This is a genomic window from Arthrobacter rhamnosi (assembly GCF_054510855.1).
This window is the reverse complement of sequence record NZ_JBTNDT010000013.1, coordinates 1-16,953: the sequence shown is the minus strand read 5'-3', so window position 1 is coordinate 16,953 and position 16,953 is coordinate 1. Positions and strand designations below refer to the sequence as shown.

Genomic DNA, 16,953 nt, shown 5'->3' with positions numbered 1-16,953 from the left:
CCGAGCCACCCCGTGCACGCATGTACCCTGTTGCGACGCCCCCACGACGATTGGACTGAGATACACCATGGCAACGGATTACGACGAGCCACGCGTTCGTCCGGAAGACCAGCCGGCTAATGAGTCGCTCGAGGCGATTCAGGCCCAGCGCAGCACCACCACGCAGACCGCCGTCATCGACGTCGAGGACGGCGACACCGCCGAAGGCTTCGACCTGCCAGGCGCCATCCTCGAGGAAGAACTCCTGGTGCAGGTCATCCCCGTTCAGGAGGACGAGTTCACCTGTATGTCGTGCTTCCTCGTCCACCACCGCACCCAGCTCGCCCGTGAAAAGAACGGCGACAAGTACTGCGCCGAATGCGAAGGGTGACCACGTAGGCGAGGGCTATGCCGTCCCTAGCGGCTACAGGGAGCGGCCGTTATCCTTCTTCACCTGGCCATCTCGACGACTCGCTGCTGCCGCGTCCTTCTTTCCTGACGCCGCATCCCGCGCCTGACGCTCGGCGGCAGTGACTTTCCGGCTCTCAATCAGCTCGGCCTGACGCTGACTGAATTCTGCACCAGAGTTGGTACGACGTGCAGTCACGTCATTCTTGTCACTCACAGTTGTCTCCTTCTGACCCGGGTCATTCGTGTCAGACGTTGGTTCGCCTGCAGCCGCTGCTGCCTGTGCGCGGTGCCTGGCAAGCACACGAGCGACGGCGGCCGACATGTCGTCGCCCTGCTGCGGTACCGGTTCGGCCTGTACGGCGTCCACGATGCGTGCCTCGCGCTGCTGCAGCGCCGGCAGCGGGTCGCTGGCGGCGGCGCGTTCTGCACGCATCCGGTCGATGACGCGCCGGGCGGCGGCCTGCTCGGTCGCCATGCGGTCCACGATGGCTGCCTCGTCCGCTCCCTGCTGGATCTGCCCGGCGGTCTTCGGCGGGACAGCGGTGAGTTCGCTGTGCTTGTGCAGGGCTGTCGCGCGCTCGATGAGGCGTCGCGCAGTCGGATCATCGCGGTACTGCTTGGGGATCAGCGCCGCTTCGTGGGTGCCGATGTTGTACCGGTTCCGGTACGCCTCGGTCTCGGCCGCGATGCTGTGCCACTCGGTCGCCTTCACGTCCCTGCCGGGCACGGGGCCGAGCGCGTTCGTCCACGCAGGCTTCTCCTCCGCGAGCTGCGCGCCACGGACCATGACCCTCTGCTCGAGGTGCGTCCGGAGTCGCTCGAGCTCGGTCCGGTAGGAGGCCGGCACCAGCTCATCGCGCAGGAGTACGGACGGTGCGAGATCGTCGCTGACCGTCGCGGTGGTCGCTGGCCGCATGCTCCCCGTGTTGGCCGTGCTGGCCGTGTTGGCCCGTGGCAGCGCGACGGAGCGGAGCTGCTGCTCGTACCGGATAGCGTCGCCGATGGTGACCTGGTGTGCTGTGCGGGGATCATCCCCGCGTGCGGTGCGCTCGATCGCGGCCTGCGTCGGTGAGAGATCCTGACGGCGTTCCAGTTCGACGGTCATGGCCTTCACCATCCACTGGTCCTTCAACACAGTTCTCTGTGTCTCTGTGTTTCCTGGTGCGGTGGGGTCGATGGACTGCACTCGCTGAAGGGCCTCGCTACGAGCGTCAGTGAGCTTGTCGGTCCGCATGAGTGCGAACGGACGTGCCGCCCATTCCCTGTCGAGCCCGGTGTCCATCGGCACTTCACCGGGCGAGCGGCGCGGGAGCTCGGCTCCTGCTGCATGCCTCGTGGCCTGGTCTGCGAGGCGGGCCAGGTGCTCGTCGGACACCGCGCCGAGGGGACGCTGATCGGCGTTGGCGAGGAGGCTGCGGGCGGCGTCGATGCGCTGCTCGAGCCGGTAGGCGAGGACGGCCGCCGGGTCCTGGGCTCCGTCGAAACCGCGCAGGTGACCGGTGTCAGCGTGCTGTCCGCGCCCCGTGCTGTCCCTGGTGCTGTCGGGGCTAAGGCCGGCCGCCTGGGCGAGGAGTGCTGCGGGGTCGAGGCCCTGGGCTTCTGCTGCGCGCAGGTGGGTGGCTACCGCTCCCCATGCCTCGTGTGAGGTGAACTGCACGGCGGTCCGCGGCCCCAGAACTGAAGCTGCGATGGTCCTGGTCTTGGCTTCCCACGCGGCGCTCTCGACCTCCTTGTAGACGCCGGAGAGGGTAGCGACATCACCAGTACGGACGGCCTCTAGCCGTACTGCTTCGTGCGCGGACAGGGTGCGGTCGTAGTTCGCGGTGATCGTCGACAGGACGTTGTCGCGGGTCACGGCCTGGTCGTTGTCATCGCCGAGGGCGACGTAGAGCCGGTTCGTCTCGCGTCCTCGGGTGGCGGCGACGTAGGCGCCAGCGCGGTCGGTGCGCTCGTCCAGAATCGCGTGCGCGGTGTCCACGGTGGCGCCCTGGGCGCGGTGCACGGTCGCGGCGTAGCCGAGCTGGCCGTGCTCGTGGAGGTACTCGGCGTCGACGGTGATCCGTCCACGGTGGCCCGCATGCCGGAGGGTGATGCGCTGCCGCTCCTGCCCTGTAGCTGCGTCGGAGGCTGTCTTGGTGGCGGGGTCGGCGGTGACCTTTTCGACGGTCCAGACGTCGTTGTTCTTGACGAAGTCCTTGCCCTGGTTGACCTGCAGGGTACGGTCGTTCTTCCGGGTGACGACGATGTCGCCAGCATAAGCACGCAACCCATCGCGGAGGACCACTGACGGTGTTGCCTTGGTGATCGGGCCGGTGCCGTCGGTGAGGTAGCCGGTGGCGATGCGGGCAGCCTGTGCACGGGCGTTCAGATCGGTGACGGTCGCGTTGTCGGTGGCGACCAGCAGCGAGGTCTTGCCGGCCTGGGTGTCGGCCATCCACGCTGCGAGGGCGTCCTGCGTCATGGCTTCGGTGGTGCCGGCAGTGACGCGCTTGTTCTCGAGGTACCAGTGGAACGGAGTATCTACGCCGGCGGCGGGCGGTTCGCGCAGCGCCAGGGACGCCTCCGACTCACCTTCTGTGCGGAAGCGGTGGACTTCCTCGAGGCGGACCGCTCCGACTTCATTGTTGAGCAGGCGCAGCGCGCCGCCGGAGCCGATCGCTCCGAGCTGGCGGTCATCTCCGATGGCCCTGACAACGGCACCGTTGCGGGCGGCGACGGCGACGACCTCGGTGAGCTTCGGGGTAGTGACCATACCGGCCTCATCGACGATGATCACATCGCCGGCCCCAAGAGCAAAGGTGCCTGTACTGGTGCTCGTACCGGCTTGCTGGTTGCGGTGGGTGGCCAGGAACGCGTCGATGGTCGTGGCTTCGGCTCCGAGGTCTCCCGTCATGACGGCCGCGGCGGCGGCGGTGGGGGCGAGTCCGACGACCCGTCCGCCAGTGTCACGGACGGCGCCGGCGGCAAGCGACAGGCTCGTGGTTTTACCTGTGCCTGCGGGTCCGATGCCGAGGGTGAGCAGCTTCTCGTCGGTCGCGAACGCACGCGCCAGGTCGATCTGACCCTGAGACAGCACCGGCCTGCCGCTCTTGGCCGCAGCTTCGGTGTGCTTCGCGAGGACTGCGTCGAAGCCTTCCACGGACACGGCCGGGATGACGGTCTTCTGTCCAGCGGCGAGGATCCTGTGCTCAGCGTTCAGCACCTCGTGGGAGGTGAAGAGTGCGCTATCGGCCTGTTGGAACTGGCTTGAGCCGTCGGCCCGCTGGAACTCGCGCAGGCGAGGCGTGATGGCTTCCGGTGTGACCTGGAGGCAGTGTGTACCGGTGACGGACCGGGTGATCTTCTCCACGGTCTCGTCGGTGATGGTCTGTCCGGGAAAGGCTTCTTTGAGGTGTCGGCGGGTCTGGGCGATGACGTGGTTCCGGCCCCATGAGGCACGCTTAGCTGACAGGTCGTGGACGATCTGACGGGCGTGCTCGTGCACGTTCAGGTCAGCGACACCCAGGACCGCCCGAGCAGCATCGGGTGTGCGGGGGCCGGCACTTCGGACGTGCTCGAGGAGGGCCGTTCCGACCGGCATGCCCATCCCACCGTCCAACCCGATGCTGTAGTCCTTGTGCCATTCCTCGACCAGCTCGGAGAGGCGACGGGCACTCTTCTTCTCCGGCCGGGTCTCCAGCGTCGCCTGCTGCGCCAGGGCGATCTTCTGCTTATCGGAGGGTGCGTACCCGTGCTTATGGGTGAACTCGGCTTCGAGCCGGTTGATTACTCCGGCGATGTTCGTACGCCTCGAGGACGCGCGGTGGATGCTGTCCAGATCGATGCCGGCGACCTCGTACACGGGTTCCCCGCCACTGGTGGATCGGGCGACGGTGCTGACGCCGAGGGACGCGCAGACCTTCTCGATGACCTTCGCGTTGTACGTCTCGGACGCGGCGACACCCATCTTGTAGAGGGTGCGTCCGTCGATGGAGGACCACTTCCCGTCGACGCCCATGACCTTGTTCGCGATGACGACGTGGTCGTGCAGCTGAGGGTCTCCGGCGCGGGAATCGTAGTGCCGGAACTGGGTAGCGATTAAGCCTCCCTTAACGTCGATCTGGCGGACACCGTTCTTCCCGCGGCGCGTGTAGGTGGCGTTCTTCTCGAGGAAGGCGATCGTCTCTGCGATGGCTTCGTTGTGCGCGGCCTCGACTGCCTTGCGGGCTTCGTCACCGCCGAGCGCCCAGAGAAGGGATACGGATTTGGCGGGCGAGAACACCAGGTCGTACCCGGCGACGGTCTGCTTCGACGGGGTGGTGTGCGCGGTGATGTACCGGGCGAGTTCCTCGTTGCTGCGGGCGTTCCGGCCGTGGGACTCACGGAACAGCTCCCCACCGACCCGGGACCGGATCTCGTGCATAACCTCTTTAGGCAGCGCTTTGTCCGCGTTGTCCGTGCCGCTCCACGCGGGTCCGCTGGTGCGCCGGAATCGGGCGACTTCCTCGTCGATCCGGCGGGTCATCGTCGTGTCCGCCGCATCGTACTGGTGGTACTTCTGGCCCAGCTTCACGTCGCTCGCAGTGCCACCGGCGGCGAGGATACTCGCCGCCTCGGGGTGCAGGCCCTCGCCGAACAGGGCTTTCATCTGCGCTTCGGTGACCTCACCACTCACGCCCAGCAGCTGCTCTGAGTGTCCGACCCACTGCCCCGGAGGCATGCCCTCGACGGTGTAGTAGTCCCCGAGCTCCCGGTCGCCTGCGCGCAGCTCGTCGCCGCTGGCGACCTCGGAGGTGTAGTAGGCGTAGCCGTCCCCAGCACTGAGCTTATGGACGGTCATCACCCTTTTATCCTTACCCACTCCCCCACCCCCGTTCGAAGCGGCACGCCGTGAGGGAATGACCTCATTTATCGGGATGCAAGAGGTGTGACAGATTGTGCTGGTCGGAGGGGTGCGACATCGCTGGGTGACGACGGAGGAGGAAACGCGATGGGAGCGCCGTGGAGACCAGTACGATTGGTCCATCGAATTTTCGATGCGGTTGTGCACACGAGAATGGGCGGTGGGTAACACGGTTTTCGTTATCCACCGGTCGTTCGACTGTGTGGAACCGCTAACGGACGTTGTCCACCAGGTGGGCAGCTAAAGAGACGCAACGGTTATCTCGGAGCTATCCACGTGTGGGCAACGTCCGTTACATCCAGCCCGAGCGCCAGCGAGGTCCGCATCGGCAGTTCGCGGTGAGCCCGTGGGCGCCGGCGGTGACGTCCGGCAGAGCTGGGTGGTCGGTCAGGGTCGGGTAGGTGTCGGTTGGGTTTGCCCCGCGATGGGTAGGCGCTGACCGTTAGGTTTGGCAGGGAAAGTGCGGCGGATCGCAAATCGCGGCCGGGACAGCATCAGGTACAGGTTTGAATCGCAGGATGAGTGAAGGGGGCGAGTCATCATGGCAGCACCGAGGAAGTCAGCGCAGCAGGTTGCGGCACGGGAAAAGGCGAGGGCGAAAGCCCAGGAGCTGACCGAGCGGCACGAGCGGTTGATCGACCTGGCGGCGGAATTCTTCGAGCAGGAGCAGCAGGCAGAGCAGATCCGCGCCGAGGCGCGGGCGCGCGCCGACGCGATCCTGGCAAAAGCCGAGCAGGACGCGGAAGCGGCCGCGAAGGAAGCCGGCGCCAAGGTACAGCAGATGCTCGACACCGGCGAAAGCCGCTCGGCAGTCGCGGCCAGGCTCGGACTGAGCACCGCCGAGATGAAGCGGGCCCTGGACGGGGCCGGCACCAGCTCGCCGTCCGGCGAGGCACGGACCGAGCCGACGCTGGCGGCAACAGCGGACGACGTCGCGGAACAGGTCGCCGCCGAGACGAGGGCCGCCTGACGGGCGAAGTTCTAACAGGCAGCACGAAGTGAGGGGACAGACTGCTGTCTGTCCCCTCTTCTGTTGGCAACGCAGCTGCGTAGTCCTTTCTCCTGGTCGTGTCGGTGTGCAGCGCGGCCGGGGTTCGCGTACCTGGTGCGCGGCACCGGAACCGGAGTAAGCGTGAGTGCGAGGACGGCGGTTCGTCGCCGGCGACCACAGCCCGAGGTGCCCGTAGCGGCGGCGAACCGCCCCGCCCACCAGCGGCGAGCCGACCAGCTCCCCTCCCCTGCTCTGCGTGGTCCGGCCCGGGCCGGGGCTGGTGGTGCAGGGCCGTGAGGCTTCCTGCACCACCGGTGCCCGGTGCTACTCGGCGGCGTACTCTTCCGCGATCATCTCCTCCTCGTCGGCGTGGACTTCCTCGAACGTCTCACCCGACCTTGCCTGCGCGGTGTCCCCCGTGCTGTCGGTGTCCTCGGTGTCTTCGTCGGGTCCGGTGGTCTTGTTCGCGCTGTCGAGGATGATCTGCTCAACCTCGCTCGGCGTGTACCCCCACGTGACCAACTGCGTAAGGTAGGTCAGGTGACTCCGGTGCGGTGAACGCCACGAGTCCTTAGCAATCGTCTTCTCAAACCCCGCGCAGACCAGCGCGATCATGGGCACCTCGGGGCGGGTAGTGGTCTTCGCGACGTGGTCGCGGAGCGGGTTCCATCCCCACGTCTCCTTGCCCTCGATCTTCACACCGGCCATCTCAGCGGCCACGGCTGGCTCGTAGCCGCTGGCAACCTCGGAGTGGTGGGTCAGCGCGTGGACAGTGAAATACTGCCAGCCCTTCGGTGCCTGCTTCTTCACCAGCAGGGACCGCACGAACTCGCGCCGGACGACCGTCGCCGATTCCATGGCCTTGTTGTTGGCGATCAGGGTCTTCCGTGCAGCCTTCTGCTCCTCGGTCATGGGTCCGCTAGTAGCGGCAGAACCGGCGTTATAGCCGAGCTTGAAGCCCAGCTCCTTCCAACCCGTAACAACCGGAATGACGGTCAGCGCGCCGTTGATGTAGGCGGCGTTCGCATCCTCCGTCGTGGCCTGCGACCCGTCGGCGCGGAGCAGTTCGGTGACGCGCACGTTCTCGTCGGTCGAGTGGTACCCCCAGCTCACGTCATCCACGATCGGAGTGCCTGCCGCTTCCAGCTCCGCGACCAGCGCAGCGCGTGCGGCTTGGTGTGCCCGGTCGTCGCGCAACTGCTGGGCGACGTGGGCGAGCATGCCCGGCTCGTCCGCGAGGACGGCTTCAAGGTGCGCGGTGGCGTCCTCGTCGCCTTCGAACTCGGCCAGCACGAGGGCTTCCTCAATGGTGCGGCCCTTGGACAGTGCGGCCTCCCCCGTGGTGCTCTTCCTGGCCTTCAACGCTCCCTCGACGTGGGTCTTGGCGCGTCCGGTCTTTTTCGCGATCTGCGCGGCGCTCACTCCCAGCAGGGACAGCTGGTGGAAGGCGTCGGCCTCGTCCGCGTCGGTCAGCGCGGACCGCTGGACGTTCTCCACGACCTGCGTGGTGATCCGCTCGGCTTCCTCCGGGCTGGCGACGACCATGACCGGGATGGTCGGGGCGTCGGCTTCGACCGCGCCGCGCGTGCGGCGCTGGCCCATCAGGACGTGCACGGTGGTGGTTCCGTCGCGGTTGTTCCGGCGGTGCGCGATCACGGGTTCGATCACGCCGTGCTCCCTGATGCTCGCGATGAACTCGGGTGTGAGGGCGGCGTCCTTGCGCACGTTCACGTCCACGGTGAGCGTGCGTGGGTCGATCATCTCCAGCGTCGGGGCGGAGGTCGGCTGAGTAGTCAGCTGAGCGTTCATGGGGTTGTGCTCCTTCGTTGCGGTGGTGGTGTCGGGGCCCTGTGGTGACCAGCAGTGGACCCATCCCCTCGTTGTTTTTTGCCTGCTGGCGAGCTCGCTCGCTCGTCCCCGACGGAGCACTGTCAACCCCGAAGGGGCAAGGGCCTGCTGAGAAACCTCGAAGGAAATAAGCGACGCAGGAGCGCCGTAGAGGTTTGTGGCCGGCCCCGTCGCGTCAGCGATTGATGGTGTGGAGCGGGGGCGCATAATCCGCAGGACAGCAGCAAAAAACACCCAGCCTGGATGCGACGAAGGAGCAGCCGGGCCGGCACAGGCCGAAGCGAAGCGAGGACCGCTTAGAGGTCGTGAACTAAGCCCTCGTGCATAGGTTTCGTTGTGACCGCGCAAGCACGGCATCCTGTCGGGGCTGCCAACTGTTTACAATTCAGCGCAGCATGGGACATGGCTGATCCGTCTGAGCGTCCTGGAAAAGCACTGGCAGTTGTACTCGTTGTTATCGCTGCGTTGCTGCCGCAGTGGACCTCGCAATCGGTCTTGTCTCACCGGCTTGCGTGTTGAACCGCACAGGTTCAGGCAGGGAAATGAGCGGCTGGTCAGGCGTCCAGCGTGGGCGGAGGTGCGCCCATTTCTAAGGGAGGGGTTAGGTCAAAGCGTTCGATGAGGTGCGGTAGGGATTCGAAATCCATCTGGAGTCCGTACCGAGCATTGACCTCGGCCATCGACTCGAGGTCTGGTGGGGCTCCTTCCGGGAAGAAGGGCTCAATCTCCTCAAAGTACTTCTCGAAGCCTGCCGGAGAAATGATTTCCAGCACGCGTGCTTGCTCATCGCCGGCGTTCCAGAAGGTGTGCCACTGATCCCGGGGCTTGAGGACCAGCTCCCCCGGGCCGGCGTAGGACACCTCATCTCCAAGGAGGAAACCCACACGACCCTTGGTGATGATCGTGAATTCGTCCTCGCGGCTATGCATATGAAGGGGCGCTCCAAGTTCGCGCCGAGCCAGCAGGTGCTCGACAACGGACAACCTGTCTCCTGTTGCCACCGCATCCAGAAGAATCCGGGCCGTGAAGGCATCACCGAATCGAACCATAGTGCCGACATCATCGCCGACCGGTCCAAATCTCGTGCTCATGGAGCGCACCATACGCGCGGTTGTTTCCGTAATCAATGGTGGTTGTGGCCGGGCATGCTGAACGAGGTGCACCGCAGTGCGTTGTGGTTCGCGGTCGCTGGTTCAGGCTTTGTGGGCGTGGTCGGGGCAGTAGTAGCGGCCGACGTCGACGGTGATCGTCCGGTACAGCCAGCCCTCGGGTAGGGGGCGGCCCTCATCGAGGAGTTTCGTGGTGGCGCGGCAGATGCAGCACTGTGCCAAGGCCGGGGTCCCCAGCGGCTGCGGTGTCCGTGGCGTCTTCGGTGTCACTGCGGCGGCGTCAGTCCTCGAAGAAGCGGCGTGCCTCGTCGGAGGCGTCGGCGACGTCAACGGCCCCGAAGCCGCTCGTTCCGCTCGTCAACGGGTGGTCGGCCTCGAGCCGGTCTTCGAGGAGGTCCTCGAGCGTGGGCGCCTGCAGCTCGGGCAGGTGCAGCTGCAGGTTCTTGCTGAGGTCAGGGCTCAGGGCAGCGGTATGCCCGGGGTGCTCGATGTAGTCCACGGGTCCCATGATCGCCTCTTCCTGGTTGATGAATTGATGTCACCGTACGTGCTAGCGGTGTCAGTTTGCGGTGCACGGCTTGGCAATATGTGCCCGGTACGCTCACTGGACTAGCTGTTCGTTCTACGCGTGAGGGAAGCAATGGGACTAGGTGGGATCGTAATCGTCCCCATCATTTGGGCGCTGATGGGCTTGATTCTGTACATGATTATTCGGTTCGGGGTGAAGCACGGAATGCGGTCCTACTACGCCGAAGCTGCCCGCCGGGCAATTCCTGCCGACGGCATCATCGGAGCAGAATCCACGGGCCCGACCGCTGCCCACCCCGATGAGGACAGTGGTACAAATCCGCCTGAAGGCTCGAAACAGTAGGTGCAACTCGTGGCTGGGTCCGGTGGTCGCGCCAGCGTGTATGGCGGCGGCCGGAGGAGATGTTCCTATAGACAAGCCCATCTGGTGTTAAGGATGCGTTAAGACTCATATTTGAGTGTTTTGTGGTCAGTAGGCTCGGTGGGTTATGCACGTGGCTCGGCTATGTGCGTTGTCCCGTGCATCATGTGCATGCTGTAGCCCTGAAGGATGTTGATGACTGCTCCTGCGGAGTATGCCGTTCCCGCGACTGTTCCCGTTCCCTCGAAAGCTTCCGGGTCGACAGGGCGGGTGCGTCAGTGGTTGCTCGCGAACCGGGTGCAGCCCGTGGGGCCGGCATCGGAGGAAAGCCATGCCAAACCCAGCGCCTGGTGGAAGGTCATGTGCCTGACCGGGGTGGACTACTTCTCGACCCTGTCCTATTTACCGGGCATCGCTGCCCTGGCCGCCGGCGCGCTCTCGCCGCTGGCAACGCTGCTGATCGTGGTGCTGACCCTGGTGGGAATGCTCCCAATGTACCGGCGGGTAGCACGGGAGAGCCCGAACGGGCAGGGGTCGGTGGCAATGCTCGAGCGGCTCCTGCCGTTCTGGCGCGGCAAGATTTTCGTGCTGATCCTGCTGGGCTTCGTCGCCACGTCGTGGATCATCACCATCACGCTGTCGTCCGCGGATGCGACGGTGCACCTTCTCGAGAACCCGTTCCTGCCGTCCTTCCTCGACGGTCAGGCGGTGCTTATCACCGTTGTGTTCCTGCTGATCCTGGGCGGTGTGTTCCTGCTGGGCTTCAGTGAAGCGGTGATCGTCGCGATTCCTTTGGTCGCGGTGTTCCTGGCGCTGAACGCCGTGATCATCGCCGTTGGAGTGCAGGCAGTACTCACCGAGCCAGGCGCATTGACGGCGTGGACCGATGCCCTGACGCGGACGGGCAGTATCGGCGACATTGTTGGGCCGGCCCTCATCGCGTTCCCGCTGCTGGTCCTGGGCCTGTCCGGTTTCGAGACCGGGGTGAGCATGATGCCGCTCATCGCCGCCAAGGGTGCGACCGACGAGGAACGCCTTGCCTCCCGGATCCGGAACACGAAGAAACTGTTGACCGTGGCGGCGCTGATCATGAGCGTGTACCTGCTGGCCAGCAGTTTCATCACGACCGTCCTCATCCCCGCGGAGGCTTTCGAGGAAGGCGGGGAGGCCAGCGGCCGAGCCCTGGCATACCTCGCGCACGAGCTGCTCGGCGACGGGTTCGGCACCGCCTATGACATCAGCAGCATCCTGATCCTCTGGTTCGCCGGAGCTTCCGCGATGGCAGGGCTGATCAACATCGTGCCCCGATACCTGCCCTCCTACGGGATGGCACCCGAGTGGGGTCGGGCAGTCCGCCCGGTCGTGCTCGTCTACACGGCCTTGAGCATCCTCATCACCATCGGATTCAATGCGGACGTCAACGCCCAGGCCGGAGCGTATGCGACCGGGATCCTGGCGATGATGGTCTCCGGGTCCATCGCCGTGACCATCAGTGCTATACGCCGCCACCAGCGCCCTGCGTCGATTGCTTTTGCCGTTCTCACGCTGGTGCTGCTCTACGCGCTGGTCGCGAACATCATCGAAAAGCCCGACGGCATCGTGATCTCCGGGTTCTTCATCGCCGGCATAGTCGTCGTGTCCCTCATCTCCCGGATCACCCGGACTACCGAGCTCCGGGCGGACGTCATCGAGTTCGACGACATGGCGCGGTTGTTCGTCACCGATTCCATCACCTTCGACGGCCGCCTGAACCTGGTCGCCAACCGCCGTCAGACAGGCGATGCCGACGAATACGCGGCCAAGGAAGCGGACCAGCGCGACCTCAACCCGGTCCCGGGCAGCGCGGACATCATCTTCCTCGAAATCGACATTGTTGACCCCTCCGAGTTCAGCAACACACTCCGCGTCCGGGGCATCACCGTGGGCGATCATCGAATCCTGCGCGCCGAGAGCCCGGCCGCGCCGAACGCGATGGCTGCGATCCTGCTCGCCCTCCGCGATTCCACAGGCGTCAACCCGCATGCCCACTTCGAATGGGCCGAAGGCAACCCCCTGGCCCACCTGATGCGCTACCTCCTCCTTGGACGCGGAGACACCGCGCCCGTCGTGCGGGAAATCATCCGTCAGCAGGAACCCGACCCCGCTGCCAGGCCGCGCGTCCATGTCGGCTGATACGCCCAAAACAACCACGACCCGCCTGCGGGCGTAGCCACCTTCCCCGGGCAAGAACTTGTGCGACGCCTGTTCGGCAAGATGCAGGTCATCGCAACGGGTCATTACACGACGGGCATCATAAGACGACGGAGAGGTTCACTGGTGGCAGAACGGTCGACCCCGGTCACGCCGGCCGAACGGACAACGGGCGCAGAACGGCTGGCAAGGATGCGCCACGACATCACAGGTTTGAGCAGCCGGGTCCTCACCCCGGTCCGTCTGGTCCCGCTGGCATTCGCCCTGGCGATCATCGTCGGCGCCGGTGTCCTGGCCCTGCCCGCGGCTAGGGCCTCGGACAACACCGACTTGATGCCGGCGCTGTTCACCGCGGTGTCAGCGGTCTGCGTCACCGGGCTGATCACCGTGGACACGGCGACGTTCTGGAGCCCGTTCGGGCAGGGAGTGATCCTTGCCCTGATCCAGGTGGGTGGTTTCGGGATCATGACGCTGGCGACCCTTCTGGCGCTGCTAGTCCGCAAACGCCTCGGAATCCGTAGCCAGCTGGTAGCCCAGTCCGAAAGCCACACAGTTAACTTCGGTGATGTCCGCCGGGTCCTGATCCGGGTCGCGGTGATCATGGCCATCGTGGAAAGCACGACCGCGGTCATCCTCACCGCCCGGTTCCGGATCGCCTACGACGACGACCTGCGGACCGCGCTCTGGCACGGTGTGTTCCACTCCGTCTCCGCCTTCAACAACGCCGGGTTCTCCCTCTTCAGCGACAACCTCATCCCGTTCGTGGCCGACCCGTGGATCATCGTGCCCATCAGCACCGCCATCATCCTGGGCGCCATCGGGTTTCCCGTCATCATCGAACTGCTCCGCAACAACCCGCTCAACAAGGGCTGGACCAGCCACACCCGCCTGACGATCTACGGCACGCTGCTGCTCCTGGTCCTGGGCATCGGCTTGTTCGCGGTCTTCGAATGGGACAGACCCGAAACACTCGGACCCTTGAGCGCCGGAGGGAAACTCGTCGCAGCGATCGGCGGCGGCGTGTTTCCCCGCACGGCAGGGTTCAACAGCATCAACTACGGTGTGGCCGCCCCGGAAACACTGCTGATCACCAACATCCTCATGTTCATCGGCGGCGGCAGCGCCGGAACAGCCGGCGGCATCAAAATCACCACCTTCCTCGTCCTAGGCTTCGCCATCCTCAACGAGATCCGCGGCCGGGAGCAGGTCACCATCCGCAACCGATCCATCAGCTCCTCCGTCCAACGCCAGGCCCTCTCCGTGGCCCTCCTCGGGATCGGCGCGGTGATCCTGGGAACCGTGCTACTGCTGGTCCTCACGGACTACGGATTCGAGCAGACCCTCTTCGAATCCGTCTCCGCTTTCGCCACCGTCGGCCTCACCACCGGCATCACCTACCACCTGCCCAATAGCGCCCAAGTCGTCCTCATGGCCCTGATGTTCATCGGACGCATCGGCACCATCACCGTCGCCGCAGCCCTGGCACTGACCAATAAGCCCGTCCTCTACCGGCTACCCGAAGAACGCCCCATCATCGGCTAACCATTCACGCCCGAGCACGGCTCGAGCGTCAAGCGTCAAGCGTCAAGCGTCATCAAAGCTTTCTGAGACAGCCGAGCAGGTCAAGTGCTGAGCGGCCGCTCCTCCAGAATCACGGGCCTTCTCTTGTCTCGGTAAGTTGTCGCACCGTGTTTCGTTTCAAAAGCTCCAGCTCGTAAGTGTGACTACACCCGGCCCCATCTTCGGACCCGGCAGACCAGCGGGCTCTCTTTGCAGGTCTGGGGGCTCTTGTCGACCCGCACGGTGATGTGGTGAGACCAGTCCCTGGAACTCGCAGTACGCCTAATCTTGATCAGGACCGCGGACCCGGCGGAATCGCTGCGCAGGTGATACAGGGACAAGGTGGTGAAGGACCTGCCGTGCTCGATGAGTATGTACAGCAGTGGAGTGCGATCCAGACCGTCCGGGCCGCCGGTCTACATCTCGAGGATGTCTTCACGACGTACTTTGGCGTCTCCGGCGACGCGGATGAACTCGAGGTTCAGGGGTACCTTGCGGGTCTGGTCATGCTCCCCACGGAGCAACGCGACCTGCTCGCCCAGGCCATCAACGAGTTGTTGGACAGCGTGGGTTCCCTGGTTGACGGCGCCCACTACAGCGACCGGGGTGCGGCGTCGTCCTCTGGCTACAGCGATTACCTCCGTGAGCTGTCCCTCTCACCCGATGGTTATGACTTCACTGCCCCACCGGCCGGGGACAACAGCACCAGCGCCAGTACCGGCTCCTCTTTGGAGGCCGCTGCTGACACCCTTGCCGCAGGGGAAGACCAGGACGGCCCTGACCCAGGCGAAAGGGAGTTCCTGCGCCTCCGCGCGTTGCATGAGTCCGGGTTGCTCGAGACCGGGCCGGAGGAACGCTTCGATCGGATTACCCGGCAGGCCCGGGACCACTTCGGCGTCAGTTCGGCCTCCATTGCCCTGATCGCCGAGGACGCCCAGGTCATCAAGTCCGTCGTCGGACCGATCGGCCAGGACCTTCCACGGGGCATCGCGTTGTGTGCGAAGACCATTGAACATGACCGCACCCTCGTCATCACCGATGCCGCCCTCGACCCGGAATGGCGGGATCATCCCCTCGTCACCGGTGAGCCAAGGATCCGCTTCTACGCCGGCCACCCCGTCAGCACGGTCGACGGCTGGTGCATCGGTACCCTCTGCCTGATCGATGACCAGCCGCGGTCCTTCACCGAGGAAGATGTCCAGGTCCTCAGGCGTCTCGCCGCGCAGGTCCAGATGCACATCTGGGTCTGAACGACCAACCCCGAGCGCTGTCATACAGCGAGTTGTAAGCCGACGTGGTGTCTTTTCCCGGTGTCTTGCCGATACTCTCGTGGGGACACCGGGGTCCAGACAAAGGCCATGGTTCTGACGACCACAGGAACGGCCATGACAGAACTCCTGCACCCAGACCCCACCGAACCATCCACAGCCCTTGCGCTGGATGAGTCCGACATAATCACCTCCCCAACCACTTCTCCCAGCGACAGCCAGACGTCCCGAGTGCGGGCCGCCCGTCACGCGCCGGACGGCGCCGCGCTGGAGGGAACCCTGACCCCCGAGGGCCTCGCCGCACTGCCAACCAGGCACCTGCGGATCTTGGTGAACCAGGCCTACCAGGTCATGGATACCGACTACCCGCCCACCGGGGCCATCGACCGTTACGAGATGATCGTCGATGAGCTCCAGCACCGCGCACAGCAAGCCACCAAACGCAGTATCGGATCCAGCACGGTGCACAAGGTCAAGGAAACATTCCGCGACAACCCCCTGTACTGCCGGTTCGAGCTTTTCATCGACGGCGACCTCGCCGCATGTATGAAGTACACGATGAACGGCGGGCACGTCATCCTCATCGCGGGCATAGAACACCCCGAGTTCCGGGACCAGGGCATTGACGCGACCCTGATGCACCACATCGTGCTCAACACCCATAAACGACGCCTGAGCCTCATCCCGCAATGCCCCATGGCACATACCTTCCTCGCCGACAACCCTCAGTACCAGACCCTCACCGGGCGGCCTCGGCCCTAGGAGCCTCATGTTCGCGGTGGCCCTGCCCTTCTCAACATCGATCGTCATGATCAGCGTCAACCCGAACCCGATGTAAGAATGCGCGTGGATGGGATTCGGCATCGGGCCGGGTTCCACCGTAGAAGACGCTGTCGAGCACCGCTGCAGGGGCGGCGTACGAGTCCCTGGGATGGGGCATACTGCGGTCATGGCTGATCCTGTCCTTCGTCCGACGCCCGTCGACCCGCGCGCCTTCATCGCCGGGGTCGAGCATCCTGTCCGACGCGCCGACGCGGAGGTACTCCTTGAGCTGATGGAGGAAACGACGAAGCAGCCGCCCCGGATGTGGGGCCCGTCGATCGTCGGGTTCGGCGAGTACCACTACAGATATGCGTCCGGTCGCGAAGGAGACGCGGCGGCGGTCGGCTTCTCGCCCCGGCGGGCCCATCTGGTCCTGTACGGGCTGACCTACGCGGACCAGGCCGAACACCTGCTGGGGCAGCTGGGCAAGCACCGGCGCGGGGCCGGTTGCCTGTACGTGAGCAAGCTGGACGATATCAACCTGACCATCCTGCGGCAACTGGTTCAGGAGGCGTACAACCACACCATGTCCACCCTCCATAGCCCGCCGGGACGGACCTCAACCGACCAGTGAGCTGACCAGTGTGCTGAGTGAGATGACCAGTGAGGTGGAGGATCAGCGCTTTTCACGTCCCAGGGCTCGCCCTCCAGACCAGCGTCCAGACCAGCGTCCAGGGCGGCGCACACCGGTCCCGCCGATGGCGGCAGGGAGCTGTGCCTGGTCAGGGTGGGCGTAGGAGCGGGTGAGGTTCGGCCCGGCCTCGTCCTGGGAACGAGAGATCGCCCATAGATTGGGGGTATGGTCTCAACCTTTGCGCGCCTGGTCATGGCGCTTGTTGTGCTGTCCCTTACCGCATGCAACATCAATCCCAGGGCTGTTCCCTGTGCTCCCGTCGACGGCCGGAACCTCGCTCCGGAAGCTGGCACGCTGATGGGCGTGAACCTGGAGTGGGGCCGGGAGACCCTCGCCGAGTACTCTGACAAGCTCGGTCAACGCCCCGCTG

12 protein-coding genes and 1 pseudogene are annotated in these 16,953 nt (G+C 65.1%); 8 read left to right on the top strand and 5 right to left on the bottom strand.

Annotation, left to right across the window (positions count from 1 at the left end; genetic code table 11):
• Positions 1-67: 67 nt before the first annotated feature.
• Complete coding sequence (locus ACX80I_RS16980; RefSeq protein WP_459346278.1) at positions 68-370, top strand: DUF4193 domain-containing protein; 303 nt, start codon at positions 68-70, stop codon at positions 368-370.
• A 33-nt stretch (positions 371-403) separates the two neighbouring features.
• On the opposite strand, the gene mobF is transcribed toward ACX80I_RS16980, so the two are convergent.
• The gene (mobF, locus tag ACX80I_RS16975) at positions 404-5,209 is read right to left on the bottom strand and encodes a MobF family relaxase (RefSeq protein WP_459346277.1); all 4,806 of its coding nucleotides are present in this window, start codon (positions 5,207-5,209) and stop codon (positions 404-406) included.
• Positions 5,210-5,813: 604 nt separating this feature from the next.
• On the opposite strand from mobF, the gene ACX80I_RS16970 reads away from it, so the two are divergent.
• A complete protein-coding gene (locus ACX80I_RS16970; protein WP_459346276.1) occupies positions 5,814-6,242 on the top strand; it encodes a hypothetical protein in 429 nt (142 codons plus the stop codon).
• Positions 6,243-6,587: 345 nt separating this feature from the next.
• On the opposite strand, the gene ACX80I_RS16965 is transcribed toward ACX80I_RS16970, so the two are convergent.
• From ACX80I_RS16965 to ACX80I_RS16950, 4 genes are all read right to left on the bottom strand, one after another.
• Positions 6,588-8,072: a ParB/RepB/Spo0J family partition protein gene (locus ACX80I_RS16965; RefSeq protein ID WP_459346275.1), complete on the bottom strand. Its 1,485-nt coding sequence runs from the start codon at positions 8,070-8,072 to the stop codon at positions 6,588-6,590.
• A gap of 593 nt (positions 8,073-8,665) precedes the next feature.
• Positions 8,666-9,202, bottom strand: a complete 537-nt coding sequence (locus ACX80I_RS16960) for a cupin domain-containing protein (protein WP_459346274.1) — start codon at positions 9,200-9,202, stop codon at positions 8,666-8,668.
• Between the two features lie 102 nt (positions 9,203-9,304).
• Positions 9,305-9,490 (bottom strand): hypothetical protein, encoded by a 186-nt coding sequence (locus ACX80I_RS16955; RefSeq protein ID WP_459346273.1) that lies wholly within the window; start codon positions 9,488-9,490, stop codon positions 9,305-9,307.
• Between the two features lie 10 nt (positions 9,491-9,500).
• Positions 9,501-9,728: a hypothetical protein gene (locus tag ACX80I_RS16950; RefSeq protein ID WP_459346272.1), complete on the bottom strand. Its 228-nt coding sequence runs from the start codon at positions 9,726-9,728 to the stop codon at positions 9,501-9,503.
• Positions 9,729-10,304: 576 nt separating this feature from the next.
• Between ACX80I_RS16950 and ACX80I_RS16945 the strand changes: the two genes are divergently transcribed.
• From ACX80I_RS16945 to ACX80I_RS16920, 6 genes and pseudogenes are all read left to right on the top strand, one after another.
• Positions 10,305-12,281, top strand: a complete 1,977-nt coding sequence (locus tag ACX80I_RS16945; protein WP_459346271.1) for an APC family permease — start codon at positions 10,305-10,307, stop codon at positions 12,279-12,281.
• A gap of 210 nt (positions 12,282-12,491) precedes the next feature.
• Positions 12,492-13,841 carry a TrkH family potassium uptake protein gene (locus ACX80I_RS16940; RefSeq protein WP_459346270.1) on the top strand — a complete coding sequence of 450 codons (1,350 nt, stop codon included), beginning with the start codon at positions 12,492-12,494 and terminating at the stop codon, positions 13,839-13,841.
• A gap of 377 nt (positions 13,842-14,218) precedes the next feature.
• Entirely contained in the window at positions 14,219-15,109 is an 891-nt protein-coding gene (locus ACX80I_RS16935) for a GAF domain-containing protein (protein WP_459346269.1), read from the top strand.
• Positions 15,110-15,244: 135 nt separating this feature from the next.
• Entirely contained in the window at positions 15,245-15,889 is a 645-nt protein-coding gene (locus tag ACX80I_RS16930; protein WP_459346268.1) for a GNAT family N-acetyltransferase, read from the top strand.
• Between the two features lie 187 nt (positions 15,890-16,076).
• Complete coding sequence (locus ACX80I_RS16925; protein ID WP_459346267.1) at positions 16,077-16,523, top strand: DUF1801 domain-containing protein; 447 nt, start codon at positions 16,077-16,079, stop codon at positions 16,521-16,523.
• A gap of 225 nt (positions 16,524-16,748) precedes the next feature.
• A pseudogene (locus ACX80I_RS16920) lies at positions 16,749-16,953 on the top strand (hypothetical protein); the annotation flags it as partial.